26 protein-coding genes, 1 tRNA gene and 1 other RNA gene are annotated in these 25,379 nt (G+C 46.5%); 12 read left to right on the top strand and 16 right to left on the bottom strand.

What is annotated here, in order from left to right; all coding sequences use genetic code 11:
* Positions 1–227: 227 nt before the first annotated feature.
* The gene (corA, locus tag AB1552_11340; protein MEW6054361.1) at positions 228–1,295 is read right to left on the bottom strand and encodes a magnesium/cobalt transporter CorA; all 1,068 of its coding nucleotides are present in this window, start codon (positions 1,293–1,295) and stop codon (positions 228–230) included.
* Positions 1,296–1,401: 106 nt separating this feature from the next.
* Here corA and AB1552_11335 point away from each other — a divergent pair, with 106 nt between their 5' ends.
* The 3 genes from AB1552_11335 to AB1552_11325 are packed head-to-tail and all read left to right on the top strand — an operon-like array spanning position 1,402 to position 5,162.
* Positions 1,402–2,469, top strand: a complete 1,068-nt coding sequence (locus tag AB1552_11335) for an LptF/LptG family permease (protein MEW6054360.1) — start codon at positions 1,402–1,404, stop codon at positions 2,467–2,469.
* Positions 2,466–3,536: an LPS export ABC transporter permease LptG gene (gene lptG, locus AB1552_11330; GenBank protein ID MEW6054359.1), complete on the top strand. Its 1,071-nt coding sequence runs from the start codon at positions 2,466–2,468 to the stop codon at positions 3,534–3,536. The genes AB1552_11335 and lptG overlap by 4 nt, the downstream gene beginning before the upstream one ends.
* Positions 3,537–3,560: 24 nt before the next feature.
* Positions 3,561–5,162 (top strand): 1,4-alpha-glucan branching protein domain-containing protein, encoded by a 1,602-nt coding sequence (locus tag AB1552_11325; GenBank protein ID MEW6054358.1) that lies wholly within the window; start codon positions 3,561–3,563, stop codon positions 5,160–5,162.
* Between the two features lie 15 nt (positions 5,163–5,177).
* On the opposite strand, the gene AB1552_11320 is transcribed toward AB1552_11325, so the two are convergent.
* The 9 genes from AB1552_11320 to rpsU form a co-directional block, all read right to left on the bottom strand.
* The gene (locus AB1552_11320; GenBank protein ID MEW6054357.1) at positions 5,178–6,086 is read right to left on the bottom strand and encodes a selenium metabolism-associated LysR family transcriptional regulator; all 909 of its coding nucleotides are present in this window, start codon (positions 6,084–6,086) and stop codon (positions 5,178–5,180) included.
* Between the two features lie 61 nt (positions 6,087–6,147).
* An RNA gene (gene rnpB / locus AB1552_11315) (RNase P RNA component class A) lies at positions 6,148–6,607 on the bottom strand.
* 130 nt (positions 6,608–6,737) lie between these two features.
* Positions 6,738–7,448 (bottom strand): C4-type zinc ribbon domain-containing protein, encoded by a 711-nt coding sequence (locus AB1552_11310; GenBank protein MEW6054356.1) that lies wholly within the window; start codon positions 7,446–7,448, stop codon positions 6,738–6,740.
* 40 nt (positions 7,449–7,488) lie between these two features.
* Positions 7,489–7,564 (bottom strand) — tRNA-Ile (locus tag AB1552_11305).
* A 90-nt stretch (positions 7,565–7,654) separates the two neighbouring features.
* Entirely contained in the window at positions 7,655–9,223 is a 1,569-nt protein-coding gene (gene rpoD, locus AB1552_11300) for an RNA polymerase sigma factor RpoD (protein MEW6054355.1), read from the bottom strand.
* Positions 9,220–10,902 (bottom strand): DNA primase, encoded by a 1,683-nt coding sequence (gene dnaG / locus AB1552_11295; protein MEW6054354.1) that lies wholly within the window; start codon positions 10,900–10,902, stop codon positions 9,220–9,222. Before dnaG ends, rpoD begins: the two co-directional genes overlap by 4 nt.
* On the bottom strand, positions 10,899–11,879 hold the full coding sequence (locus tag AB1552_11290; GenBank protein ID MEW6054353.1) for an NGG1p interacting factor NIF3: 981 nt from the start codon (positions 11,877–11,879) through the stop codon (positions 10,899–10,901). The genes dnaG and AB1552_11290 overlap by 4 nt, the downstream gene beginning before the upstream one ends.
* A complete protein-coding gene (locus AB1552_11285; GenBank protein ID MEW6054352.1) occupies positions 11,876–12,325 on the bottom strand; it encodes a GatB/YqeY domain-containing protein in 450 nt (149 codons plus the stop codon). The genes AB1552_11290 and AB1552_11285 overlap by 4 nt, the downstream gene beginning before the upstream one ends.
* Positions 12,325–12,522: a 30S ribosomal protein S21 gene (rpsU, locus tag AB1552_11280; protein MEW6054351.1), complete on the bottom strand. Its 198-nt coding sequence runs from the start codon at positions 12,520–12,522 to the stop codon at positions 12,325–12,327. The genes AB1552_11285 and rpsU overlap by 1 nt, the downstream gene beginning before the upstream one ends.
* 203 nt (positions 12,523–12,725) lie before the next feature.
* On the opposite strand from rpsU, the gene AB1552_11275 reads away from it, so the two are divergent.
* The 6 genes from AB1552_11275 to AB1552_11250 all read left to right on the top strand — a co-directional run bounded on the left by AB1552_11275 (position 12,726) and on the right by AB1552_11250 (position 19,581).
* The gene (locus tag AB1552_11275; GenBank protein MEW6054350.1) at positions 12,726–13,736 is read left to right on the top strand and encodes a sigma-54 dependent transcriptional regulator; all 1,011 of its coding nucleotides are present in this window, start codon (positions 12,726–12,728) and stop codon (positions 13,734–13,736) included.
* Between the two features lie 107 nt (positions 13,737–13,843).
* Positions 13,844–14,449 carry a sigma-70 family RNA polymerase sigma factor gene (locus tag AB1552_11270; GenBank protein ID MEW6054349.1) on the top strand — a complete coding sequence of 202 codons (606 nt, stop codon included), beginning with the start codon at positions 13,844–13,846 and terminating at the stop codon, positions 14,447–14,449.
* Position 14,450: 1 nt separating this feature from the next.
* Positions 14,451–15,458 (top strand): DUF2275 domain-containing protein, encoded by a 1,008-nt coding sequence (locus tag AB1552_11265; protein ID MEW6054348.1) that lies wholly within the window; start codon positions 14,451–14,453, stop codon positions 15,456–15,458.
* A gap of 141 nt (positions 15,459–15,599) precedes the next feature.
* Entirely contained in the window at positions 15,600–16,520 is a 921-nt protein-coding gene (locus AB1552_11260; protein ID MEW6054347.1) for a diguanylate cyclase, read from the top strand.
* A gap of 640 nt (positions 16,521–17,160) precedes the next feature.
* Positions 17,161–18,144, top strand: coding sequence for a tRNA dihydrouridine synthase DusB (gene dusB / locus AB1552_11255; protein MEW6054346.1), 984 nt, complete (start codon positions 17,161–17,163; stop codon positions 18,142–18,144).
* A 132-nt stretch (positions 18,145–18,276) separates the two neighbouring features.
* Complete coding sequence (locus AB1552_11250) at positions 18,277–19,581, top strand: phosphoglycerate kinase (protein ID MEW6054345.1); 1,305 nt, start codon at positions 18,277–18,279, stop codon at positions 19,579–19,581.
* A gap of 73 nt (positions 19,582–19,654) precedes the next feature.
* On the opposite strand, the gene AB1552_11245 is transcribed toward AB1552_11250, so the two are convergent.
* From AB1552_11245 to AB1552_11235, 3 genes are all read right to left on the bottom strand, one after another.
* On the bottom strand, positions 19,655–20,203 hold the full coding sequence (locus AB1552_11245) for a ferritin family protein (protein ID MEW6054344.1): 549 nt from the start codon (positions 20,201–20,203) through the stop codon (positions 19,655–19,657).
* A 69-nt stretch (positions 20,204–20,272) separates the two neighbouring features.
* Positions 20,273–20,494, bottom strand: coding sequence for a rhodanese-like domain-containing protein (locus tag AB1552_11240; GenBank protein MEW6054343.1), 222 nt, complete (start codon positions 20,492–20,494; stop codon positions 20,273–20,275).
* Positions 20,491–21,639: an FAD-dependent oxidoreductase gene (locus AB1552_11235; protein MEW6054342.1), complete on the bottom strand. Its 1,149-nt coding sequence runs from the start codon at positions 21,637–21,639 to the stop codon at positions 20,491–20,493. The genes AB1552_11240 and AB1552_11235 overlap by 4 nt, the downstream gene beginning before the upstream one ends.
* Positions 21,640–22,025: 386 nt before the next feature.
* Here AB1552_11235 and AB1552_11230 point away from each other — a divergent pair, with 386 nt between their 5' ends.
* The 3 genes from AB1552_11230 (at position 22,026) to AB1552_11220 (ending at position 23,316) form a co-directional block, all read left to right on the top strand.
* Positions 22,026–22,619 carry an alpha/beta hydrolase gene (locus AB1552_11230; protein MEW6054341.1) on the top strand — a complete coding sequence of 198 codons (594 nt, stop codon included), beginning with the start codon at positions 22,026–22,028 and terminating at the stop codon, positions 22,617–22,619.
* 45 nt (positions 22,620–22,664) lie between these two features.
* Positions 22,665–22,847 carry a hypothetical protein gene (locus AB1552_11225; protein ID MEW6054340.1) on the top strand — a complete coding sequence of 61 codons (183 nt, stop codon included), beginning with the start codon at positions 22,665–22,667 and terminating at the stop codon, positions 22,845–22,847.
* A gap of 64 nt (positions 22,848–22,911) precedes the next feature.
* The gene (locus AB1552_11220; protein MEW6054339.1) at positions 22,912–23,316 is read left to right on the top strand and encodes a hypothetical protein; all 405 of its coding nucleotides are present in this window, start codon (positions 22,912–22,914) and stop codon (positions 23,314–23,316) included.
* Between the two features lie 162 nt (positions 23,317–23,478).
* Here the strand turns inward: AB1552_11220 and AB1552_11215 are convergent, their stop codons facing one another.
* From AB1552_11215 to AB1552_11205, 3 genes are all read right to left on the bottom strand, one after another.
* On the bottom strand, positions 23,479–24,222 hold the full coding sequence (locus tag AB1552_11215; protein ID MEW6054338.1) for a hypothetical protein: 744 nt from the start codon (positions 24,220–24,222) through the stop codon (positions 23,479–23,481).
* Positions 24,223–24,420: 198 nt separating this feature from the next.
* Positions 24,421–24,795, bottom strand: a complete 375-nt coding sequence (locus AB1552_11210; protein ID MEW6054337.1) for a DUF4870 domain-containing protein — start codon at positions 24,793–24,795, stop codon at positions 24,421–24,423.
* A gap of 95 nt (positions 24,796–24,890) precedes the next feature.
* Positions 24,891–25,376, bottom strand: coding sequence for a ferritin family protein (locus tag AB1552_11205; GenBank protein ID MEW6054336.1), 486 nt, complete (start codon positions 25,374–25,376; stop codon positions 24,891–24,893).
* Positions 25,377–25,379 lie beyond the last annotated feature (3 nt).

Genomic DNA, 25,379 nt, shown 5'->3' with positions numbered 1-25,379 from the left:
CGAGAATATCGTGTATACTCTGTTCATGGTCTGTTCCTCCTTGCTGGTATAGGGTTTGGTCACCACTATTTTCCAACAAGTATAAAGAACAGACCGATATTTATAAATATTTACCGGACACTAATGATACGAAGAATCAAAAAATAATATTGTTTCATGCTGATTTCTCTTCGAGGCAACAGGACTTCTGCATACAAATGTTGTACAACAGGATACCGTAAAGGCGTTTAAATCCATTTCCTTATGCGGAAGTAAATAAGCATGCAGATGCCCATGGCTGCCATAAAAGCAAGAATCGCGGGATATCCCCATGCCCATTCCAGTTCAGGCATATATTTGAAGTTCATTCCGTAAATCCCTGCGATAAAGGTAAGCGGCATAAAGATCGTTGCGATAATGGTCAGAACCTTCATTACCTCATTGATCCTGTTACTGATGCTTGACAGGTAGATATCCAGTATTCCTGAGAGAATGTCACGGTACGCCTCGATAGTCTCGATAATCCTTATGGTATGGTCATATACATCCCTGAGGTAAACGAGCAGTGACTCGCTGATGAATGATGACTCGCCACGTCCCATGATGCTCAGCACCTCCCTGAGTGGCCAGACGGATCTTCGGAGGAATATCATCTCCCTCTTCAGGGTATTCAGTGCATGAAGCACTTCCTGTGTAGGATGATTAACGATATTTTCTTCGAGCACTTCTATTTTTTCGCCGATTTTTTCGAGGATAAGAAAATATCTGTCGACAATAGTGTCAATCAGGGTGTATGCGAGGTAATCGGCTCCCATCTTCCGTATGCGGCCTTTCCCGTTTTTTATTCTGTCGATGACAGGGGCGAAGATATTCCCGGTTTTTTCCTCCTGAAATGAGATGAGGAAATTAGAGCCAAGACACAGGCTCACCTGCTCGGTGTCTATTTGCTCCAACATCTCATTGTAATGCAGCATCTTCAGGACAATGAAAAGATAATCGTCATAATCTTCTATTTTGGGTGTCTGGCCGGTATGCGCGATATCTTCAAGAGTCAGGGGATGCAGGTTGAAAAGGTTTCCGATCTTTTCGATTATATCTGTACTGTGCACTCCATCAACGTTTATCCAGGTAATGAGCGACTTGTTCTCTGACGGATGAAAATCGTCAAGACTATCCCGTTCGCGAATACCGGTTCTTTCATCACTGTATTCAATGATTGAAACCCCGACTTTTCCGGTTTTTTCTTCCCCGACATGTACAAGGGTTCCGGGCGGAAGGCCAACCTTTGCCGACATTTTTTTCAGTCTTCTGCGCATGGAAATCTTTCCTGATATCCCTGGTATTCTGTAATGATACCATGAAATAACCAGGATATTGGTGAATTGCGGGAACATTCTTATGCTAAAATACTGAATTCGATACATGAAGATCATACACCGTTCAATAGGAAAGGAATTAGTCCTTGCCTTCATACTCAGCCTTGCTTCTCTGAATTTCATTCTTATGATGGAGAAGGTGCTCAGGCTGAGCAGGTTTCTCTCCGGTGTCGGCACTTCGGTCATGGACATGCTCGCAATTATCCTGTATCTCCAGCCTCAGCTTTTCCTGCTCACCATACCGATGTCTCTCCTGCTCTCTACGTTATTTGTCTACGGAAGGCTCAATATGGACAATGAACTTGTCATCATGAGAATAAGCGGTATGAGATTCTGGTCATTGTGTATCCCGGTTTTTTTGCTCGGGTTGGCATGTTTTGCGCTGAATGTTGCTGTCAGTTTCTATCTTGGACCTCTGAGCAGCATGCAACTAAGGAATAAGATCACCAATATCATTAAGGTGCGCACTCCGCTTGCGATCGAAGAAGGCAGGTTCAATACCGCATTTAAAGACGTTCTGATTTATGTGAAGGAGAAGCCTTCTGACAACACGGTGCGCGAAATCTTCATTTACGACAGCAGGAATCAGAATGAACCGGTGGTGGTGATGGCAGAAGAGGCTACAATAAATGTGCAGGAGGATTTCACTATCAACTTTCTTCTCAGTAATGGGTATATGAACGCAGTACGGGGAGATACGACAACGGAAATGTTTTTCAAGAGATATAACATGATGTTGAGTCTCAAATCGGATGCTCCGGGAAGAAAACAGGCAGAACTCACTCCCTTGGGACTGCTGGAGAGGATAAGGCAGACTGACAGTCATTACGCTTCATTTATCTATCTCGAATTTCACCGCAGGTTCTCCCTTCCTCTTTTATGCATCATCCTTGTTTTTTTCGGACCGCCGCTGGCGATGATGGCCGGGAAATCAGGAAGACTCGGCGGTCTTGCGCTGGGGCTCGGGGTATTTACCTCATACTATATGCTGCTTGTATACGGAGAAAATCTTGTGAGAGCGGGGAAGTTGCACCATTATTTGGGTTCATGGCTTTCGACCGTGGTGCTCGGGGTGATTGCTTTCCTGATATTCAGAAGAGCAAGTCAGAGATGAATATTATCACTCGTTACTATATCAGGGAATTTCTTGGAATGCTGGGAGTAGTTGCCTTTGGCATTGCTATGGTTTTCAGCCTTCTTGATCTTGTCAACAAGATTGATAATTTTGCAGAAGGCAACCTTTCCGTTATCAGAATTGCTGAATATGCCATTCTGAACCTGCCTAAATTTCTGTACTATCTTCTTCCCATGTCAATGCTTATTTGCAGTCTGTTCATATTCAGCCAGGCTTCCCGCAATAAAGAGCTGGTGGCAGTGAAAGCAACCGGAGGGAGGCTGAAGATACTTTTTACCCCGTTCATTGTCATCGGGTTACTGATGAGCCTGTGCGGTTTTCTGATAGGAGAGGTCATTATCCCGTATTTTTCGGAACGGTCGCTTGAGTTCAGAATGACATATATGAAAAAAGACGATAAGGTATCTTTTAAGGAAGGCACGCTGTGGCTCAGGGATACCGGGGGGAGACTTGTGAGGATTGGACTGTATGAGCCGGAAAAAGGAATTGCCAAAGGAGTAAGTATCTTTACGACCGGAAACGGATCCCTCAGGGGCCGGACAGAGGCAGGAGAAGCGGTATGGGTCCCGGAAAAGGGGGTCTGGACGCTGAATGATGTTGTTACCTATGATTTTGCAGAAGGAAGGATAACAAAGACCCCTCAGATGATATATCCGCACCTCGAGTCCCCGGAATTTTTTGGCAAATGGATTAAAAGCCCTGAGGAGATGGGGCTGGAAGAGCTCTACCGGTATACAAAAAAACTGGAAGCCGCCGGTATCAGGGATGTGAAGCTTTCTGTGGATATGAACTCCAAGATATCCTATCCCCTAGCAATTTTTTTCATGATGCTCCTCGGGATGTCACTTTCAGTGCTGAGCGGTGTGGGAGGAGGTCTTATGGCAGCAGGTTTTGGCATAGCCATAAGCTTTGTCTACTGGCTTCTTTATACATTGACGCTCTCGATGGGATATGCACGGGTAATTCCACCGGTACTTGCCACCTGGAGCATCCCCGTGTTGTCCGGAATACTTGCAGTGTATCTTTTCAGAAAAATCCCTGAATGAAAAGGTTGCGTTGAATACCGTCAAATGAAGGCATATAAGGGTTATCTCTGTTTGGTTCTTCATGCGCATTTGCCCTATGTCAGGCATCCTGAGCACGAATATTTTCTCGAGGAAAACTGGCTCTATGAGGCAATAACAGAAACATATATCCCGCTTCTTGATACTTTTTCAAGGCTTGTAAATGATGGGATTGGCTTCAAAGTAACCCTTTCCCTCAGTCCGACTTTGGCAGAAATGCTGAGGGATAGCCTACTGAACGAAAGATACAAAAGACACATCGAGAATCTCGTTGTATTGTCTGAGCAAGAAGTCCGGAGAACCAGGAATGACGTACATTTCGGTCCGGTCGCCAGAATGTATCACGAACGGTTTCGGCGCATCAGCAATTTGTTTGAAGATGTGTATAACCGGGATATTGTATCGGCTTTTGGCGCGTTGCAGAATGAAGGAGTTATTGAGATCATACCATCTGCGGCGACACATGCGTTCCTTCCCAATCTGGCACAGTATCCCGGCGCAGTGAAAGCGCAGATAAAGATAGGCACGCGGTACTACAGGAAAATTTTCGGGAGGCAACCCTTGGGTTTCTGGCTGCCCGAATGCGGCTATTTCCCCGGAATTGATACATTTCTCAGGGATGAGGGGATAAGGTATTTTTTTCTCGATACGCACGGCGTGATGCACGGGCAACCCGTACCGAGTCATGGCGTGTATGCTCCTGTTGCGTGTGCTTCGGGCCTGGCAATATTCGGCAGAGATCCGGAAACATCACAACAGGTCTGGTCATCTGTACAGGGATATCCGGGCGATGCGCATTACAGGGACTTTTACCGGGATGCGGGCTTTGATCTCGATCTGGAACATATCGAGTCTTTTCTCCGCCCTTTTGGCACAAGAACATTTACGGGAATCAAATATTACCGCATAACCGGAAAAACAGATCTCAAAGAACCCTATATTCTGGATCACGCCATGGTTAAAGCCCGTGAGCATGCGGATAACTTCATAATGAAACGGGAGTACCAGATAGGGTGTCTTTCAGATACCATGAAGATCAGGCCGGTGGTCACTGCAATGTATGATGCGGAGCTCTTTGGTCACTGGTGGAATGAGGGGCCTGAATGGCTGTACTTTCTGCTCGGGGGGATAGGCAAAAGACGAAGGAATTTTGGTACGGTCAGTCCTTCGGATTTCCTTGACCTCCGCGGCATCCGGAACGGAATGCAGGAATGCGAGCCTTCCATGTCAAGCTGGGGAAACCGGGGGTTTAATGAAGTCTGGCTGAACAGTGCAAATGATTACATATACCGCCACCTCCACAAGGCAGCGGAAAGAATGACCCGTCTTGCAGAAAAGTTTACAGAATCTGAAGGGATTCCGCTCAGAGCACTTAATCAGGCAGCAAGAGAGGTGCTGCTGGCACAGCACAGTGACTGGACCTTTATCATGCAAAACAATACTGCCTCGGCGTATGCCGGCAAAAGGTTTGCAGAACATATCGCAGGATTCAGCCGTCTGTATCAGGCGCTTGTTTCCGAGAATATCCCGTATCAATGGCTGAAAGAGGTGGAAGCCAGAAACTGCATATTCAGGGATATTGACTACAGGGTATTCAGAAGAGACTAATCTGCGGTTTTGAAGCTATAGCAGCAGCTTGTCATAAGGATAGGATTTAAGGAATGAGAGAAATTCTTCAAGGGAGTTGGATGACACCGAGTTTTTGTTGATGATCAGGGAGAAATCTCGCACCATTTTTTCTTCCTTAATGCTGAGAAGGCGAAGAGTACCATATTTGTATTCTTTGCGGGCTGCCCACCGCGAAATGATCGAGATCCCAAGACCGTTTTCAACAGCGTCTTTTATGGCTTCTGTGCTGCCGAGGATAATGGAGACTTTCATGTCGTGAATCGTAATTCCATGTCTTGCAAGAAACTTTTCTATCATCTGTCTGGTTCCTGAGCCGGGTTCTCTGAATATGAAGGGCTCCTTCGCAATATCTGATATGGAGACTTCCTTTTTCTTTGCCCAGTGATGTTCGGGAGAAACGATAACGAGAAGCTCATCCGAGAGAAGCTTCTTGACAGTCATTCTTTGACGGGAGACATCTCCCTCCACGAGCCCGATATCGATATTTCCTGAATTCAGCAGTTCAATGACCCTTTTTGTATTTCCGACCAGGAGATATATCTTGATCTTGGGATGAGTGTTCCTGAAGTCCGTAATAACACTTGGCATGATGTAATTCCCGATATTTGAACCTGCACCGACTGTCAGGCTCCCCTTCACGAGGCCGGTCTGTTTTCCGATAGCTTTTTCCGCTGATGCATAAAGTCCAAGAATATCTTTTGCATACTTATAAAGGATTTCACCTGCAGGGGTAAGCGTAACGGTGCTTGACGATCTGTCGAACAGCTTGGTTTCGTATTTTTCCTCCAGGGCCTGAATCTGAAGGCTGACAGCGGGTTGAGTGAGATGAATAATTTCAGATGTTTTTGAAAAACTTTTTGTTTCGGCCACCGTGCAGAAGACTCTCATTTTGTGATCTTCCATATGTACCCTCCAAAGACAAACTTTGCATATGACGTCAGAGTCCTGTACTGAGAATCAAATAAGTCAGAGCAGGCCGTAAGCCGAGTTCTGTTGCTGCAGTCATTCATCTGAGGCCCGGTATTGCTACCGGACTCATGCGGTTTCTACCCGTTCCGCCTCCCCGGGTTTCGGGGATTCGAAGGGGCACCTCTCAAGGCGGAACCTATTCAACCTTGCTCAAGGCGGGGTTTTCCAAGCTTGGGATGTCGCCATCCCAACTGGTGAGCTCTTGCCTCACCTTTTCACCCTTGCCCGGACTCACGTCGGGGCGGTTTCCCTTTCTGTGGCACTTTCCTTAGGGTTTCCCCCAGTCGCTGCTAGCGACCGCCTTGCCCTGCTGAGCTCGGACTTTCCTCCCTGACCGTTTCAAGCATTACGGAAAGATGCATATGCAAAAGATGAAAGCGTGATATGCTTCCTGTCTTTTGCGGTAATGCAGATTCTCCGATGCAGACGGGCAGGGCGACTGCATAACCTGCTCTGACTTATAATTTTATTTTATTATTATATAATAAAGACTAAAAATTTCAAATGATATTTTTAAGAGGTATTTCTGGATAAAATATCGGAGTAGTGATGGAAAGATTGCCGTGGCAGAGAAAAAAGAGGAGGCTATTCATTGTTCCTGAAGAAAAGTATTCTGCGGCACTGGGGACAGTGAATGATTTCCTCATTCTTCTTTATTTCGACAAAAAGCTGGGGGGGGATATTCATATTGCATCCCAAACAGATTTCTCCTTTCGCCGCTGTGACCGCAGTTCCGCCGCATGCATTGAGAAGGTTGATATAAAGATCGTATAATTCGCTTTCAATGCTGCCCGCGACGGATTTTCTTGAGTGCTTCACTGATGACAGTTCATCTTCGATTACAGATTTCTCTTCTTCCAACTTCTTCTTGAGTGCTTCGATCCTTTGTTTGTCTGCATTGTATTTCACTTCTTCTGTCTTTGATAGTTTTGAGATGTTCTCTATTTCCTCCATGATAACAAGAAGGTCATCCTCTGCAGAGGACCGCTCATGTTCAACTGCCTCGATTTCCTTGAGAAGCGCCTGGTATTCCTTATTTGTCTTTATCTCTGTCGTTCGGGTCTTCATTTTTTTGATCTTTTCGCCTACGTCGTCAAGCGACTGCTCTCTGTCACGTTTCTTCTTTTCAAGGGAAACGAGTTTGTTCATGACCGCGCCGAGAGAGGTCTTGGAAGCACTAAGAGGTAATTCAGTTTCCGCCAGTTTTGAGGGAAACTCCTCTAAGAGGCGGGTTATTGCGATGATTTTCGAATCAATATCCTGAAGTATGATCAGTCGTTCCAGTTGTTCATTCATTGTGGATCGTTAAACTCCCGGTCTTCTGTCCGAGATAGTATGGTGGGCCCACCAGGACTCGAACCTGGGACCAACCGGTTATGAGCCGGTAGCTCTACCAACTGAGCTATGGGCCCTCAGAGAAAACCGCACATTATATACAGGCGCCGGCTTTTTCCCCCTGACAACTTATAACTTTATATTATATACCTTGAGTAAATTGTAGGTCAAGGTTTTTCGATAAATTCTCTCAGCCATTTGCTTCTTGAAGGGTGTTTCAGCTTTCTTATTGCTTTTACTTCTATCTGTCGTATTCTTTCGCGTGTCACTTCAAACTCATTGCCCACTTCCTCAAGCGTGAGAGGCACATCCACACCGATGCCGAATCTCTTCCTGATGATCTTCTCCTCTTTGGGTGGCAGGGAGCATAATATCTTGTTTATCTTGTTTTTCATATCGTCCTTGATGGCAAAATCAAGAGGCGAGAGCATTGCCTTATCCTCTATGAAGTCCATCAGATGGCTGTCTTCCTCTCCGACGGGTGTTTCGAGAGAAATCGGCTCTTTTGATATCCTCAGTATACCGTCAACCTTTTCGACAGGAAGTTTCAGTTTATCTGCTATTTCACGGGATGTCGGCTCCCGGCCGAGATCCTGTACAAGCTCTCTTGATACTTTCGTGATCTTATTGATGGTTTCGACCATATGTACAGGGATCCTGATTGTTCTCGACTGATCCGCAAGTGCCCTTGTGATCGCCTGCCTTATCCACCATGTTGCATATGTGCTGAATTTATATCCGCGTTTGTATTCGAACTTGTCGACTGCCCGCATGAGACCGCTGTTCCCTTCCTGAATGAGATCGGAGAAGCTCAGCCCTCTCCCAAGGTAGCGTTTTGCGATACTGATGACCAGCCTCAGATTTGCTTCTATCAAAGCCCGTCTGGCTTCTGATACTTCCAACTCACCCTGCATAAGAACCTTAAGGGCTTTTTTCATCTCAACAGATTTCATGCCGAAGAGGATTTCTTTTTTCTGGATCTTATTTTTGAGCAACTGTCGGTCTTTTTCGAGCGAGTGCTGCGAGTATTTTGCCTTCTTGTTCAGGAACGAGATCTTCTTCTGCAGCGTCTCTATTTCGTTGACAGATTTTTTCAGTTCAGCTGAAAAAGCCAGAATGACGTCGTCTTTCAATTTCAGATCGCGGACTTTTTCCAGAATCCTGTGCCTGTTTTCTTCCAGCATTCTGATGACGGATTTCGCATTCCTTGACGATGTGTGAAGAGATGCTTTCTTTGAAGATTTTCGTAAAGGTGTCCGGTCTGAGGTATCCTTCAGTTTCCTGAGATATCCTTTCCGTTTTTTGTTCAGGTCGTCTATTTCTGTTGTGATATCAAAGAATCTTTTTCGCTCCATCTGGAGGTCCTGATCCGTATCTTCTTCGCCGATCTGCACGATGTCTCCCAGCGGGACCTCTTCCTTCTTTATGATTTCTCCGAGTTCTATGATCTTTTTCAGTGAGAAGGGAAGGGAAAAAATGACCCTGTAGATAATCTCTCTTCCCTCCTCGATCTTTTTTGCAATCTCAACTTCTCCCTCCCTCGTAAGCAGAGGCACGCTGCTCATTTCCTTCAGGTATATGCGTACGGGGTCCTTTTCGCCCTCAATAAAATCAGGCTGCTTGCCTTCCTCTTCCTCATCAATGGTCTTCTCCGCAGAATCAGTGTCTAAATACATGTCTTCCCGCTCTTCATCGTAATTGCCGAGGTACTCGAAATAATCAAAATCGTGTTTCATGGATGTGCCCTCTTAAGAAATTTTTGTTTTTCCTTTAATAATGAATCAAGGAGTGCGACGTCACCTGATTTCTCCGCAGATCTTCTCTTTGCCTCCAGTCTCCGTTGCTGAATTGTTTGGAGACAGTCGTCAATATTTCTGTCAACATGCTCCTGATCAAACCCCGGATTCAGTGACAGTTCGGTAATCAGTGATCTTTCAGTTTCATCGGCTGTTGCGAGAAGACGATCAACAGTGAGATTCTCTGCAAGAGATCTTATCTTGCCGAAAACAGCCCGCACTGATTCTTCCTTGAGCGTCTCTGTATCGAGTTTCGAAAGAATATATTCAGCTTTTTCAGGGAAGGCGATAACGGTACTCAGGAGAATGTATTCTTCCCTGTGGGAAACCGTGTGACCCGGGCTTTCCTTTTCTGCAGCCTTGATACCGGGGCGTTTTCTGATCTTTTCAAGTTCTTCTCTGAGGACGGTTTCATGAATACCTGCACAGTCCGAAAGTTCCGACAGCATCTCATCTGCCAGAATAAGGTCCTTTACCGCAGAAATTATTCTGAGCGCTTCCCGGACCGTATCGCTCCTTTTATCTTTCGATGTATTCATCAGGAAAACGACCATGGAGGCTGCCTCAGAAAGCATCTTTTTGAAAGGTTGGCTCCCGTTTTCCCGCAGAAAGCTGTCAGGGTCTTCATTCTCGGGAAGTAGCAGCACCTTTGCCCTGAAATCGTTCTCACAGAGGACGAGAAGGGACCTGCGGGCTGCGGCTATGCCGGCCTGATCACTGTCAAAGACGAGCACGGCCCTCCGGGACAGAACCTTGAGTTTCTGCAGATGCCGGGAGGTCAGCGCCGTGCCCAGCGGTGCAACGGTATTTCTGAAACCGTGCTGGTGGCATACAATCGTATCAAGATATCCCTCTACGATTATTGCATAATCTTTTTTCCTTATCTCATCCCTCGAGAGGTTGATTGCGAAGAGGGCATCGCTTTTTTTGAATACATCCGTCTCGGGCGTATTGATATATTTCGGCAGGGAACTGTCCATGACCCTCCCGCCAAAAGCGATGACATCGTTTTTCATGTTCATGATCGGGAAAATGATCCTGTTTCTGAACCAGTCCCTGTACCCTTTCCCCTCAGCAACTGCGATTCCGGCTCCTGTGAGCTGAAGATCCGAATATCCGTTTTTTTTCAGGTGGGCGTAAAGGTCGTCACGGTTTCCGCCTGCATATCCCAGGGCAAACGATTTTATCGATTCATTACTGATCCCCCTGTTTTTCAGGTAGTCCATGGCTGTCTTTGAATCATGCAGGGTCTTTTTATAAAAATTCATCGCCTCTTCATTGACCCTGAGTATCTGTTCACGTTTTACGGACCGCTCGCTTTCGCGTTTAGAGACAGCTATTCTGATACCGGTTTTTTTTGCGAGATACCGTATGGCTTCACTGAAAGAGAGATTCTCCTGTTTCATCAGGAAAGTGACGACGTCACCGCCGATCCCGCACCCGAAGCAGTGGAATATCTGTTTTGACTGGCTGACCATGAAGGAGGGAGTTTTTTCTGAATGAAACGGACAGAGACCCTTGTAGTTCTGGCCGGCCTTTTTCAAGGGAACATAATCAGAGATAAAATCGACAATATCTGTTCGGGATTTTATCTCTTCGAGAAGATTTTCGGGTTTCATGAAGCCTGTGAAAGAGATGGTCCCGGCCTCCTGATTCTCCTGAACCCGGAACACTCGAGGATATCTAATGAATTATCACGAGAGACTTCATCGAGCAGGAGGTTCAGACCGAGGTTGTCGCTCGATATGTGACCTGCAACAATGACGTTAAGATGACTCTTTTCTGCTTCCTTGCGGTGCTCTTCGCTGATATGCATTCCGACAACGGTATTTATCCCGCTGTTTGTGAGGCTTTGAAAGATGTCCTTTGCTCCCTCTGTTCCTCCGGTCATATCGACAAAGATTTTTCCAGCCTTTCTTTTTTCTGAACCGAGCACGATTTTCGGTGCAACTCCATCGTTACCTGCTTTTTGATATTCGGGAATGCTTTTCAGGATGTCAAGCACATCTGAGAGAAGGCGGGGTTTTTTCCTGCCGAAAAGCCTTTGCAGATAAACGGCAACCATGTTGTCTGCCGGGGTGTGAAGGCAGACAAAGGGTATATCCAGAAGCCTCGCAGCATCAACAGCCCTGGTGTGATTTGCCGGCATGAGTTTTCTTTCTATTTCTTTGATTCTTCCCTCCATCAGGCTCTCGGCAACATTTATCGGGACACCGAAGACATTTAATATGTCTGACTGCATTTGCATAACGGCATAAAGGTCGGCCAGAGCTTTTCCGGATGGATGATGTGAGAGCAGGATGTCTATCTCACGGCCCTTCGACTTCAAATTGTCTGCAAGAAGAATTTCACCGACATCAATGTCTACCCCGACGAGAATGCTCCTGATTTTTCTGTCGTCTGCACCGTGAAGAATCTTCGAATCTGAATAGGGATTTCTCAGCGAGTCTATATCGAAAGCTTCTTTTTCTGCCTGCTTCAGTTTCCCGAATTCTTTCTTTCTTTGCTTCAATTCATTGAGGACTGTTTGTTTGCCGCGGGGATCATTGTTTATGCCTGCCTGTATCGCTTTCCAGAAAAAGTCTCCCAGTTTCATGCTGTTTCCAGAAGATCTTTCACACGCTGATGGACGACCTTGCCATCGGCAGTGCCCTGTACCCTGGGCATGACGATTCGCATAACCTTTCCGATGTCTTTCAGGCCCTTCGCCGAAGACTCCTGTATTGCATCAAGAATAATCCTGTCAATCTCTTCTGCCGACAGTTGCCTCGGAAGATATGACTGCAGAATACTCAGTTCCTGCCTTTCTTTTTCTGCAAGGTCTTCTCTCCCCCCTTTCGAAAACTGTTCAATCGACTCTTTCCTCTGCTTAGAGAGGGTGGAGATAACAGAAAAAAAGTCCTCTTCCGATAATGGTCCGCCTTTGTCGATCTGCCTGTTTTTGAGCGCGGCTTTCGCCATTCTCAATACAGAGACTTTCAGACTGTCCGATGATTTCATTGCAGCCTTCAAATCATCGTCAATTTTTTTCTGGAGGGGCATTACCTGACCGCCAGTCTGAATTTCTTGAGGGCTTTTTTACGCGCAGCAAGGGCCTTTTTTTTCCTTTTGACGCTTGGCTTTTCGTAATGCTCTCTCTTTTTTATTTCGGAGAGTATTCCTTCTTTTTCACACTGTTTTTTGAATCTTTTCAGCGCATTTTCAAAGGAATCGCTCTCCCGAACCCTCACGTAGGGCATCCATATACCCCCCCCTCCCTGGTACAAAATCGAGAATAAATTTTAACAATTTCACAAAACTCATGTCAATGTAACTTCTTGCAAAATTTGATTTATTATGGTAAATTTACACACAGTTCCTAATAAGAGGTTGTGCTGTTGTTTTGTGCGGTTTAAATATTAAATTCCCCTTGTTAATCAAATAGTTAAGCGGAAAGATGAAGATGGAGTTCCCTGTTGACAGAGATATCTTAGTCCGGCCTCCCCAGATATTGGGAAAAAGCACCAAGATCCTGAAAATCTTCAAGGAAATTAAAAAAATAGCATCAAAAGATATCGCTGTACTGATATCCGGCGAGAGCGGTACATACAAGGAGCTTGCCGCAAAAGCTATTCATTACAGCAGCCCGCGCAAGGCAGGTCCTTTTGTTGCGATAAATCTGTCTTCTACCCCTTCCGAACTCATCGAAGCAGAGATGTTCGGATATGAAAAAGATTCTTTTCCAAATGCCAGGGTGAAAAAACACGGGAAGGTCAAAGAGGCAGACGGAGGCACGCTTTTCATCGAGGAGATAGCAGAAATGGGTATGAATCTGCAGGAGAAATTTCTCAGATTCATGAAGGACAAAGACCCGGGCAGCGGAAGTACGACGGGGTCTGATGTGAGAATAATCGGTGCAACAAGCAGGGATATAAGGGATGTCGTAAAAAAAGGACAGATGCACAAGGATTTTTATGAATGTTTCAATACCGCGCAGGTCAAGATACCTCCTCTGAGAGAACTAAGGGAGGACATTCTCCCTCTTGCACACTATTTCCTGAAGCAGGCGGTTGAGAAATTCGAGACAGGACCGAAAGACCTTTCGAAAGATGCAAGAGACTATCTTTTGAAATACGACTGGCCGTGCAATATGCGAGAGCTCGAGAATACCATGAAAAGGGCAGCAATCCTATCAACCGGCGCGGTTATCAGAAGGAAAGACCTTATGATTGAGGATATAGGTTCATGTTCGATAAAGGAGTTTCTTGAGGAGAAGCTGAGGCGTTATCTGAAAGAAATGACGAAGCTCGACAACTGTAACCTCTTCGATACCGTGCTTTCCGAAGTTGAACAGTCACTGATTGCGATTGTCCTCAGGGAGACAGGGGGCAACCAGCTCAGGACCGCAAAGACGCTCGGCATTAACAGGAACACCTTACGGGCAAAGATCAAAGAATACAAAATCCGCATATAACTCCTGCCACATGCTTCGGGCTGCTGTATATACAAGTACTGGCCAGCACGCAGGTCTGATAATGTTGTTCACAGGGAACAATTTGTTTCAGAAAACTGTCTAATGCTATGAAAGAAAAACCTGACCCCTCAGACGAAGATCTTGAACTGGTAGCTTTATGCAGAAAAGGTGATGTGGATGCATTTGAGGCACTGGTGGCAAAATATCAGAAGAGAATGTTCAATATTGCATTCAGGATGACCGGTAACAACGAGGATGCAAGTGAGATCGTGCAGGACGCATTTGTCGCTGTCTACAGGAATATAAAAGGTTTTCAGGAAAGAGCGGGTTTTTCCACATGGCTCTGTACGATTGTCCTCAATCTGTCCAGAAACCGTCTGAAACAGATTGCCTCCGGAAGGACCAGAGAAGCCTATTCTCTGAACGACCCTTTGCCTTCAGTTCAGGGCACTTGCAATAGAGATATTGCCTCTGATAATCCTTCAGTGCTTGATACACTCGAAAAAAGGGAAGTCCAGCAGAAGGTGCAGGGATGCATTCAATCCATGGATGGCGATTACAGGGAACTGATAATCCTGAGGGACGTTCAGGGCTTTTCCTATCGTGAGATAAGTGATATGCTTACAATACCGGAAGGCACGGTGAAATCAGGACTTTCCCGGGCACGGGCTGCTCTCAGGGACTGCCTGAAAAAGGTTTTGGGAGACGTATAGAATGGATTGCCATTCTGTTCAGGAACAGTTATCCCTGTATATCGAGGGAGATATTCCGTACGAGGAAAAACTGCGTATTGACAATCACCTCAAATCATGCAGGATTTGCAATGAATCGCTTGCCAGCATGAGAAAGACGATTCAGCTTGTCAATAACCTTGAAGATATCGAACCGCCTGACTGGCTGACACAACAGATTATGGGCAGGGTAAAAGCCGAGGCAAAGCCAAAAAAAGGATTCTGGAAAACGATATTTTATCCGCTGCATATCAAAGTGCCGATTGAGGCAGCGGCAGTTGTCATCATCGCAATAACTTCTGTATATATTTTCAAAACAATGCAGCCGGAAACGCAGTTTGCACCGGTACCTCCGGCAGAGGTAGCAGATACGCTGAAAATTCAGCCTCATGAACGAGCGACACAAAAAGACAAGGAGAGCATTCAAAAGCATATTACGGTTGATACTGTCGCGAAGGAACAGGGGCGATTTTCACCGCCTTTACCGCATCAATACAGAGCAGGTGCCCCGGTAGAAACGGTACGGGATGAAGCAGATACCGGGAAGCCGGAACCCCGGGCAGGAGATTTGTATACAGAGCATAGTGCAGAAGCAGACAGCGCATCCGGGGTCGCAGAATACCGCGAAGGTCAGGAACCCTCTGGGGGGAGTGCAGGAGAGGGCCTGCCGAAACGAGGGGAGTCGTCATCTCTGCAAATGAAAGCCCTCCCGGAACAGGAGAATGCTTCTGTCCTTTTGACTGTTTATGCGGAAGACACCGGCAGAGCAGGAGAAGAGATCATGAATGCTGTCAGACAATTCCGCGGAAAGATACTGGGAAGACAGACTGCCGCCGGTCGTGATATGATCTATGCAGAGATAGACTGTGTAAATTTGCATGAATTCATTGAAAAGACTAAACTGTACGGGCAGATTAACGAACAACGGCCTGTTCCGGAGAAATGCGAAGGCTCCATTGAAATGCGAATAGAAATTTCCGGGAAGTCATGAGATGAAATGAACGCGTTTCCGTCATGGCTGTGAAAAAGCAGGTTAGATATTGTCTTTTTCTTGGGCTGTGGTATAATTGCCATAGCAATATCAGGTATTCAGCACATATATGAAGCAGCTCAGGACCTGCTGAGAACGAAAATGGCAAAAATCCTTCTTGTAGAAGACGATCCGCTTCAGGCGGAAATTACCAGGAATACGCTGGAATCCAAGGGATTCGATGTCATATTGGCGTCCGGCGGCAAAGCCGCTATCAAAATAGCAAAGACTGAACCTGTTGACGTAATTCTCCTGGATTTTATCCTGCCTGACCTTGACGGAAATGAGGTCTGCCGTTTCCTCAAGCATGTGGAGAATACAAGAGCTATCCCCATTATCGCGCTTACCATAAAAGGATCTACAGAAGAAAAGGTGACAGGGCTCGATTCAGGCGCAGACGACTATCTTTCGAAGCCATTCAGTGAAAATGAACTCATTGCAAGGATATATGCAAATTTGAGAACCAAGGCGCTGCATGAGGAATTGAAAAAAATGAACCAGCAGCTGGTGGAAGTTCTGTCGAGGGTGGAGGTGCTCGCGACAATCGATCCACTTACGGAACTCTATAACAGAAGACATTTCGATAATATAATCGAGAAGGAATTCAGCAGGGTATTACGATATGGCTACCCCGCATCCTGCCTCATGGTGGATATTGATGATTTCAAGAGTATCAATGATGAATATGGTCATCATACCGGTGATGTGTGTCTGAAGGAGGTTGCGGACATCATCAGAAACAACGTTCGCAAGATAGATACCCCCGCACGATGGGGAGGTGAAGAGTTTATCGTACTGCTTCCCAATACAAACAAAGAGAACGCCTTCCCCCCTGCATCAAGAATACTGTCCGCAATTGCAGGCAGTAGGTTTTCGGTGTTCCCAGGGCAAATAACTGTCAGTATCGGTATTTCCTCTATCCCTGACCCTGCCATAGACACTGCAGTCAAATTCATCCATGCTGCTGACCTTGCTATGTATGAAGCAAAGGCAAAAGGCGGGAACAGGATAGAGAGCGCATGACGGATTACCCCCTTTCCTGAAACCATTCAAGGAACTTTCACAGCGGTTGATTGCACCATATGTCCTTTCCGGCGCAAGGCTCCCTGAGGAAAACTTTTATTGGTCGCATGAACAGGCAGGTATAATTTCAGGAAATTGCTATTGAAATCATTCCAGTGTGTCTGTAAAATAGAAGGAAAACAAGAGGAGGTTATGAACATGTGCAAGAAATGTAATTGCGGCAAAGGCGGCAAGAAGAAATAAATGATACAATGAGTTCCCTTCTGGGAACTCGTATGTTCCGGAAGGATGAATCGGGAATAGAAGACATTTGCCGGGTATATACGTTAAGCCGTCCTGGTTGAAGAGAGAAAACCTTTCGGGTATTGGCAGAACAGCCCCAAAACGATGAGGGGCTTTTTTTTTGATCCGGGTCATTTATATGTACGGCATGAGCCTGATGGTACTAACGGAATCGTTGAGACTATTCCTGACCGGGGCGGGCTGCAGGTATACGAAAGATTTCGGCATATCCGCAGCAATATTCATCCGAATGAATATGATACACATCTCGTTCTGTATTCAGGTGACACTTTCTGCTTACTCTGTCGGTCATGATACATTGCCGGCATTATGACGGAAACTGCTGCAGATTGTTGGAATGATAAAATCAAGTATGCTCTCGATCGGACAGTTACAGATACATTCCCGGCTTGTCCTTGCTCCGATGGCAGGGATAAGCGATCTGCCATTTCGCAAGGTCACAAGACCTTTCGGATGCGGACTCGCATATACGGAAATGATCAGCGCCCACTCGCTTGCCAGACACAACCGTGTTACACTGAAAAAGCTTTCTGTGACACGAGATGACAGGCCATTGGGGGTTCAGATTCTCGGGGGCGATCCCGAGATCATCAGACGATCTCTCGATATCCTGTCAGGATATGCCTTTGATACCATAGATTTCAATGCGGCATGCCCGGTTACCAAAGTGGTATCAAGAAGGGAAGGGGCGGGTCTCCTCAAAGAACCGGAGCGACTGCAAAGGCTGATCGGGGTAATTGTCAGGAACGCCTGTGTGCCTGTTACTGTCAAGCTGCGGTCAGGATGGGACGATTCATCAGTCAATGCAGTGGAACTGGCGATCCGGGCACAGGATGCAGGGGTAAAGGGAGTATGTATTCACGGAAGAACCAGAATGCAGGGATACAGCGGAACTGTCGATTACCACATCATCAGAAAAGTGAAGAAATCGCTGCATGTGCCCGTAATCGCAAGCGGTGATGCACTGACCCCGGTTCTCATAAAAAACCTGTTCGATGAGACAGGGTGTGATGGTGTCGCAATTGCACGGGGCGCGCTTGGCAATCCCTGGATATTCCGTGAGACAGCACACTATCTCACTTTCGGGAAGGTGCCCGGAAGGCCCGGAATGGATGAGATAGTTGGGACCATGAATGACCATCTCTCCCATCTTATTGGGTTCTATGGGGAATCGCTGGGTGTTGTGCAGTTCAGAAAACTGTTTGCGTGGTACACCCGGGGGATGGTTGCAAAAAGGCTCAGAGAAAGTGCTTTTCGGGCAGTGACGAGAAACGATATGCTCCATTTAACCGCGGAATTGCAGGCCAGGTGCCACTCATAGAGATTCTCGCAGCATCTGACACTGCATCCCTTCCAGACCTTTCATTTCTTATGGATTGTTATCCGGATTCTGATACAATATTGTCAGGGGATCCGGACAAGGTTTTTCAGCAGATAACACAGGAGGTGAAGATTGAAAAATACCCTCAAAGAACACGGGCTTCCGTTGATACAGAATGCAGACCTGAACGGCAAGGTCGTCCTTGTCCGATTCGACCATAATGTGGTCAAGAAAGGGGAAATACGCGACCCTTTCCGGATCGACAGGACAATAGGGACCCTGTTTCATATTGTTGAGAGGGGAGGGAGGCCGATCATGATGACCCATGTTGGCAGACCGCGGGACAAGAAAACCGGACACATACTCTGCAGACATGAGGAATCAGTGGAACCCATAGTGCAATACCTTGAGCAGAAGCTTCATACAAAGATTCATATTCCCCGTTTTCCTGCTGACACTGAAAAAGGTATCACCGGCATTGATACCTCTGTGAATCTTGCCATCAGGGAACTGAGGGATAGAAAGATCGGCGCTATCTATCTTCCGAACAGCAGGTGGTTTTACGGCGAAGAGTCGAAGACGGAGCCGGGCGACAGCTTTGCACTGCAGCTTGCAGGGCTTGCAGACATCTATGTCAACGACGCCTTCGGGTCATGGCAACCCCACGCTTCGACCTATAATATCACCCGTTATCTTCCTTCCTGTGCCGGGTTTCTGATGCAGCAGGAAATAATGAATCTGGACAGGGTTCTGAACCCGGAGAGGCCGTTTCTCGCTGTTGTTGCGGGTGCGAAATATGATACAAAGATAAGACCGCTCTACGCAATTTATGAAAAAGTTGACCGTCTGATTCTCGGCGGTGTTATTTACAACACCTATCTCTGTGCAAAATATGATATCCGGCTGCAGGGGGTGCATGATGAGGATATCAGGCTGGCAAAAGAACTGGTAGAGAGGGACATGGAGCAGAAAAAGATCATTGAACTCCCCCATATCGTAGAGTCAGATATCCTCGAGGGGAGAAAGGAAGGACAGTACCGGACGATATCTGTGAAGGATTTTGTGCCGGGAAAATCCTACGGGTATGTCCTCGATATCGATCCTTCTTCCTTTGAGGACCACGCGGTATCCGACGCCATTGCCGGCGCCAAAACAATTTTCGTAAATGCGGTTATGGGGTTCACACCGCATTTTACTGCAGGATCTCAGGCGCTTGATCACACAATTGATAAAAATAATACCGCCATGAAGATGTACGGCGGTGGCGATACGCTTCAGGAGTTCAAGGACCTTTGTCCGGGGCTCTACCTGTCGGTTATGGACAATGCAAATTATTACTTCTTTACCGGCGGGGGGACTGTGCTGACCGCCATCGAACAGGGAAGCCCTTATGGATTGAAACCTGTACAGGCACTGATAGAAGCCGGGAAGCGATAAAGGGTGCTTCAGCAGAACTCGGCGGGATATTCCCGGAACCCTTCATAGCGTACCATATTGCTCCAAAAACATATTATGTCATTTTCTCCAGCAGTGCTGCAAGCCTCGCAAGATGCTGTTTTTCTTCTTTTGCGAGCATCAGAAATACTTTTCTGGCCCTGTCTTCACCCATGCGCTGATGCATTTTCAGATAGAGGTCGTACGCGTTTGTTTCGAGGGACATGGAGATTTCAAGGACCCGGTGGAGGTTTTTTCCGGTCACCCAGCGGAGTGCCTCCTGAACGTGCACTCCCCCTTCCATAATATCGTCATGTATTTTTTCTCCGAGAACAGAATGCGGAAAGTGTACATCCGGCTCCTGGCCAGATACGGTCTTGTAAAGTGAAAGAAGAGATTCTTTGTGGTGCTCTTCGGCTGTAGAAAGATCATGGAATATCCTGATGTCCTTTTCATCAGGGAAGATTGAAGGCAGAGCAGAATAAAATTTCCTCGAACCCTCCTCAAGAAGCCATGCGAATGCAATGAGTTCACGGGGTTCTGATGATTCAGGAAAGTATACAATCCCTGCTTCAGGTTCACCCTCTGCAACAAGTCCATTCCATGCACGTATACCGCCAGCCATGTTGAATACCTTTTCGAACGCAAGATCTTTCAGTGACGCAGCTGCAGCACGGCTGCGTACTCCTGCAGTTCAATAGAGTATTGTGGGTTTCCTGCTGTTAAGTTCACCGGCGCGCTCCCTCAACTCCCCCAGAGGGATCAGAACGGCGCCGGGGAGGTGTCCTTTTTCATATTCCGAGGGCTGACGTACGTCAACGAGATTATACTCCCCGGGATTCTTCTCACGGAGAAAGTCCCGTACCTCATCGGCAGTCATTGAATCGACAGGCTTGAAATAGTCAACTATGCTCATTTATCCTTCCTTTCACAGTGATAGGGTTCGTTAAGTTCCCCGGATACCTGAAACTGCCGCATGAATTTTCTGTCAATATGATTTTTCAGCAGAAACGGCAGTCTCCCATGAAACACCAGCCGGTTTCTCCAGAAAATAGCCTTTCCGTCCCCCATGTTGAAAATAAGCAGATATTGGGTCTGCGGGCTGTAAGACAAGAGGCGTCTACCTTCAAGGGCAGCGAGGAGATTATGGTAGAGAATTGTATTTTGCCTTACTGCATGCACTCCTATCTTTGGCAGCGGCTGTTCCCGGAAGCTGATACAGTCTCCGCCGCCGAATATTTCAGGATATGTGATGCTCTGAAGACTGGAATTGACAAGCAGACCGCCGTCTTCACCTGTTTCCAGTCCGGATTTCCTGAAGATATTCGATGGTCTTACACCGGAAGCAAGAAAGGCGACTGCAAATGGCATGGTGCTGCCATCGCTGAGCATGGCATTGCCGTTTTTCAGAGATTGTACCGCATTCTGCTCAAGGATTATGATTCTTCGTTTCCGAAAAGAGTTGACGACAAGGTTCCGGACTCTTCTGGGAAAATTTTCCATAAGGGTTCCGGCGCTGATCAGATATATCTCAGCCTGCAGATTATTGTCACGGAGCAGTCTCCAGACATTGGCCGAAATCTCGACACCGGCAGGACCTCCGCCTGCAACAAGAATGTTGCCGGGCATATCGGGGAATTCACCCAGAATACGTTCTCTTGCTGCCAGAAGATTCTCTATAGGCTTTACGGGGAAAATGCTGTCCCCTCCGATATCAATGAAATCCTGATTGATCGAACTGCCCGTGTTAAAGGATACAATATCGTATGGAATGTTCATCCCTGACTTCAGATGGAGAATGCGCCTGTAAGGATCAATGCTGACTACCAGATCACAGAGGAAATCTGCACCACGGTCTTCAGCGGTTTTTCTGATATGAAAACGGAGTTCATGAGGTTTGTAGATGCCGGACAGCATCCCCGGACCCATGCCTGAGTAATAATGATATTCCGAGGGACTTATAAGGGTTACCCGATGACCTTTCCGCACGTAATCCTTGAGCTTCAGAAGAGTTGTCAGATGTGCGTGTCCTCCGCCGGCAAGTACGAGACGTTTTTTCATTGTTCCTGCATCTTCAGCTCAGTATTGTGCGGAGCCTTCCGGGTTCTTCCAGCGATGCGCGCAAAAGACAATATATGAAGTTCCTGTACACACGCTATGCGGCCGTACACGTCCAAGGTCAATATTTAAGAAAAAGCGGCACATGGATTTTCGGCTTTTTTTCTCTCCGGCATTTACTGGAAGTCGGAGATTGGCAGAGGTTGCAGCGGGGAATGGAGCAGTGCTGGCAGAAGGTGCAGTCAGGGCAGGGGTTCTTTTTCAGTATTTTCTTATCCATGGATATATTTTACAACCTTTCGGTACAATGTGCTGTACCTTATGGGAGATATTTTCCCTGCGGTTACATTATTTCTTTTTTTATAATGTAAAATAAAAACAGGATTGCCATGGAACATTCAGTATCTGTAAAAGATTTGAAGATCCGTTATCTGCAAAAAGGGACGGGAGCACCCGTTGTGCTTTTCCACGGGTACAGCTTTTCTGCTGATACATGGGTTGAAACAGGGCTGTTCAATGCATTGGCACGAGACTATTGTGTGTATTCTTTTGACATGCCATACGGAATAAAGAGCCGTTCAGACAAGCTGGACACAGAAAACAGGGAACACTATGCAGAATTTGTGCATGATCTGCTGAAGACACTTGTTATCCATACACCATCTCTCATCGGCGCATCCATAAGCGGGGAGGTTACATTGCGGTATCTGATCGGCGGTCACAGCGCGCAGGCAGCTATAGTGATCGGACCGGCAGGCATGAATGCTCTCGCCGGGCAGCTCGGAAGGATCACGACACCTTTGCTTGGCATCTGGGGAGATCAGGACACCATATCTCCGCCGTCGCACGCAGAACTCATCCGGGAACATGTGAAGAATGCCGAGGTGCGCATCATAGAAGGTGCAGGTCATGCCTGTTATCTGGATGAGCCCGGGATTTTCATGAAAATTGTGAAAGGTTTTCTTCAGCGAGTCTCTGCCTGATTTGTCTCTGTACAGGGGCACGGTACAGGACGGGAGGCAAATATTATGGAATACCTGCTTATTATTCTTGTTCTCATTATCTGTATTGGTCTTCTTGCCAACAGAGAACTTTCACATGACAAAAAAAGGCGAACCCAGATAATGAGGGAATTCTCTTTTAAGACATATCATGCTGAAGATGACGGGGAAACGCATGCAGAGAAGAATTCCGGAGAGCGGGAATCGTAATCAGGGTTCCTGCCGGAAAGGGGCAGGCTAATAGGATTTTCAGAATCGCGAATATTTTCATGCCATGCAGATAATTTATATCAACTTTGCCGCAACATATTATCCGGACATCGCAAAAACAGAAGTTCCTGAACACTATGCAGGAAAGTTTGTGCAAATGCAGAACGGTCCGGTCGAGTATCTTATTTTCTCCCCCAGGGAATTTACCCGTTACCATGCCGATATTGTCGAGAGGTTCTGCATTGACCGAAAGATACCCGGTGTCTATAACAGCAGGGATAAAATATTCGATATCATTGACCACCACTGGGCAATCTCGGGAGGAGGTAAATTCGAGATGGACAGGGTCCGGAATCGCCTTCGGCTGTATGACGATTCTCTGGCATATGGAAAGTTTGTGAGGACAGGACTCATGGAAAAAATTCTTTCCATACCTGATTTTTCAGACTACAGGATAAAGATAGAATAACTCCGCGGCTGACAGAGGGATTATCCGTCATATGCCATCTGCATATTTACCAAAAACCGGGAAGACTTGCGGGACGGACGGGATATTATTGCCGGGCAATACGTATAACTGTAAAGGCACTGCGCCCGGTTATGTGCATGAGGTGTGTGTGCACAGGATCAGTTAAAGGCTGTAATACAGCATCAAAAGACAGAGTTCTCTCGTGATCGATTTGCTGACGAATCGGCCCTCCATCCCGAAGTGCTGATCGCATTCTGCGGTTATCTGTGTCCGGATTCTTTTTACCGCCTTTTTTGATGCCAGGATAGAGCATTTTTTGAGAGGTTTCGCGGTATTCCAGAACGGGACAAAACATAAGGAAATGATGCTTGCGGGTCTGCAGACTGATTTGCGACTTCTCAGGTCATGAGCAGAATATTTTTTCATGTCACCAGACATAACAATTGATACAATCTCAGTGTCATTCACTCCTGTCCATTTCAACTGGTTCAGTTCAACGTAGTGAAATCCTGTCCTGCTGTATTCCCTCTCACATTGGACCCGGTCTTCTTCGCTTCGGATAATCCACGTTTTCTTATCTGCATAGTGCGATATGAAAGGCCTTTCCGCAATACAGATATCCGGCCTCATCACACCGGGCGGTTCCTGTACGGAACGCCTAGCGGTAATATCGCTGATCTGTTCCCATGTGCCGTCTTCATGCTGATACCGGAATTCATTATACTGACTGTTATAAGCAACAGGAAGTGCAACATCGCTCATTGACAAGACGAGTTCGTTTTCAAGCCATTTTTCGAACTGCCTGTTCATGCAGACAAGATACTCCACTTCGTCGGTCTTCTTTTTGAGACGTTTATGAAACTTCTGAAGTATGAATTCAGGAGTTATGTCTTTCTTTTTCCGCATACGATACCCTCTCATCCTGCGCGAAAATGCGTGAAAAGAATATCACCATTTCCGTGCAAAAATCAATACGACATGTTCACATGCGCGAAACAGTATGCATGTTGTGCACTTTGCCTTCCATCCTTCATTAAGGGTGATGAGTCAACGGTATTCGTAAGGCAATGACTCTGGCTGTGGTATACAAAAACATGGTACATACTATTTCCTGATTATTTTCATCTTCAGGGGATAAATGAAAGTTTCTCCGCTGAATGCTCTTACCGATGCGATGACCACGAGAATAAAATTTATCCCGGCGATAAGCAGAAGGAGAAAGAATCCTATTCTGAGATAGATTAAGAGTGCAGCTACCAGCGCATACAGTGTCATCGACAGCTGAAAATTCAGGGATTCTCTCCCCTGCTCGTGCACAAATGGATGGGAATCCTTTTTCAGGAGCCAAACGATCAGAGGTCCGGCGATATTACCCAGTGGTATCCCGATCACACCCAGCAGTGCAGTCAGATGGCACAGCATCCCCCAAATACGAAAAGGTTTCTCTATTGTTCCATGAAGTTCAGTAGTATCCTGCAATGGTATGCCCGTATTCCTTCAAAAAAACATAATCAGTTCAGCAGAAGACGACCTTCCGGATAACGAAGCCGGAAATTTTCGGGATACATCATGGGTTATCCTTCCACGATACTGTGTTCTTCCCACATGAACCAGTTACCGGTATCAGACAAAAAAGAATGTGTGTTCTGGAAGATCGCAAAATGCTCTTCTTCATCCTTAATGAGGCATTCAAAAAAAGCCTTCTCAGCAGGATTCGTGGCCCGGGCAGCTGCGTTTTTGTAGAAGTCTATCGTCTCTTTCTCCATTTTCATCGCGATATTCAGGGCCTCCAGTTCATCGGCAGTTGAAGCTACCCGTTGCAGCATGGAATCCTTGTTCTGTTCGAAGATTGCCTTCATGTCCTTCAGAGGGGTAACTTCGGCAGGATGAAATTCCTTGCCCTCGATTACCTTATTTGCGCAGGCAATGTGGTAACTCTCGTCTTCAGCAATGCTCAGAAACATCTTTTTGCCCACGGAGTTGTGCGTTTTTTCCGCGCATTTTTTATAAAAATCAACTGCTTCCTGTTCCATTTTTATTGCCATTTCAACAGCGTTCATGAT

The organism is Nitrospirota bacterium (assembly GCA_040754395.1).
Classification (GTDB): Bacteria; Nitrospirota; Thermodesulfovibrionia; order Thermodesulfovibrionales; family SM23-35; genus JBFMCL01.
Note: the sequence above shows the minus strand (reverse complement) of the source record. Positions and strands in the feature narration are given on the sequence as shown.

Excerpts from the sequence above, each read along its gene's own strand:
- corA (MEW6054361.1), bottom strand. The coding sequence starts at position 1,295 with ATGCGCAGAAGACTGAAAAAAATGTCGGCAAAGGTTGGCCTTCCGCCC.
- AB1552_11335 (MEW6054360.1), top strand. The coding sequence starts at position 1,402 with ATGAAGATCATACACCGTTCAATAGGAAAGGAATTAGTCCTTGCCTTC.
- lptG (MEW6054359.1), top strand. The coding sequence starts at position 2,466 with ATGAATATTATCACTCGTTACTATATCAGGGAATTTCTTGGAATGCTG.
- AB1552_11325 (MEW6054358.1), top strand. The coding sequence starts at position 3,561 with ATGAAGGCATATAAGGGTTATCTCTGTTTGGTTCTTCATGCGCATTTG.
- AB1552_11320 (MEW6054357.1), bottom strand. The coding sequence starts at position 6,086 with ATGGAAGATCACAAAATGAGAGTCTTCTGCACGGTGGCCGAAACAAAA.
- AB1552_11310 (MEW6054356.1), bottom strand. The coding sequence starts at position 7,448 with ATGAATGAACAACTGGAACGACTGATCATACTTCAGGATATTGATTCG.
- rpoD (MEW6054355.1), bottom strand. The coding sequence starts at position 9,223 with ATGAAACACGATTTTGATTATTTCGAGTACCTCGGCAATTACGATGAA.
- dnaG (MEW6054354.1), bottom strand. The coding sequence starts at position 10,902 with ATGAAACCCGAAAATCTTCTCGAAGAGATAAAATCCCGAACAGATATT.
- AB1552_11290 (MEW6054353.1), bottom strand. The coding sequence starts at position 11,879 with ATGAAACTGGGAGACTTTTTCTGGAAAGCGATACAGGCAGGCATAAAC.
- AB1552_11285 (MEW6054352.1), bottom strand. The coding sequence starts at position 12,325 with ATGCCCCTCCAGAAAAAAATTGACGATGATTTGAAGGCTGCAATGAAA.
- rpsU (MEW6054351.1), bottom strand. The coding sequence starts at position 12,522 with ATGCCCTACGTGAGGGTTCGGGAGAGCGATTCCTTTGAAAATGCGCTG.
- AB1552_11275 (MEW6054350.1), top strand. The coding sequence starts at position 12,726 with ATGGAGTTCCCTGTTGACAGAGATATCTTAGTCCGGCCTCCCCAGATA.
- AB1552_11270 (MEW6054349.1), top strand. The coding sequence starts at position 13,844 with ATGAAAGAAAAACCTGACCCCTCAGACGAAGATCTTGAACTGGTAGCT.
- AB1552_11265 (MEW6054348.1), top strand. The coding sequence starts at position 14,451 with ATGGATTGCCATTCTGTTCAGGAACAGTTATCCCTGTATATCGAGGGA.
- AB1552_11260 (MEW6054347.1), top strand. The coding sequence starts at position 15,600 with ATGGCAAAAATCCTTCTTGTAGAAGACGATCCGCTTCAGGCGGAAATT.
- dusB (MEW6054346.1), top strand. The coding sequence starts at position 17,161 with ATGATAAAATCAAGTATGCTCTCGATCGGACAGTTACAGATACATTCC.
- AB1552_11245 (MEW6054344.1), bottom strand. The coding sequence starts at position 20,203 with ATGGCTGGCGGTATACGTGCATGGAATGGACTTGTTGCAGAGGGTGAA.
- AB1552_11240 (MEW6054343.1), bottom strand. The coding sequence starts at position 20,494 with ATGAGCATAGTTGACTATTTCAAGCCTGTCGATTCAATGACTGCCGAT.
- AB1552_11235 (MEW6054342.1), bottom strand. The coding sequence starts at position 21,639 with ATGAAAAAACGTCTCGTACTTGCCGGCGGAGGACACGCACATCTGACA.
- AB1552_11230 (MEW6054341.1), top strand. The coding sequence starts at position 22,026 with ATGGAACATTCAGTATCTGTAAAAGATTTGAAGATCCGTTATCTGCAA.
- AB1552_11225 (MEW6054340.1), top strand. The coding sequence starts at position 22,665 with ATGGAATACCTGCTTATTATTCTTGTTCTCATTATCTGTATTGGTCTT.
- AB1552_11220 (MEW6054339.1), top strand. The coding sequence starts at position 22,912 with ATGCAGATAATTTATATCAACTTTGCCGCAACATATTATCCGGACATC.
- AB1552_11215 (MEW6054338.1), bottom strand. The coding sequence starts at position 24,222 with ATGCGGAAAAAGAAAGACATAACTCCTGAATTCATACTTCAGAAGTTT.
- AB1552_11205 (MEW6054336.1), bottom strand. The coding sequence starts at position 25,376 with ATGAACGCTGTTGAAATGGCAATAAAAATGGAACAGGAAGCAGTTGAT.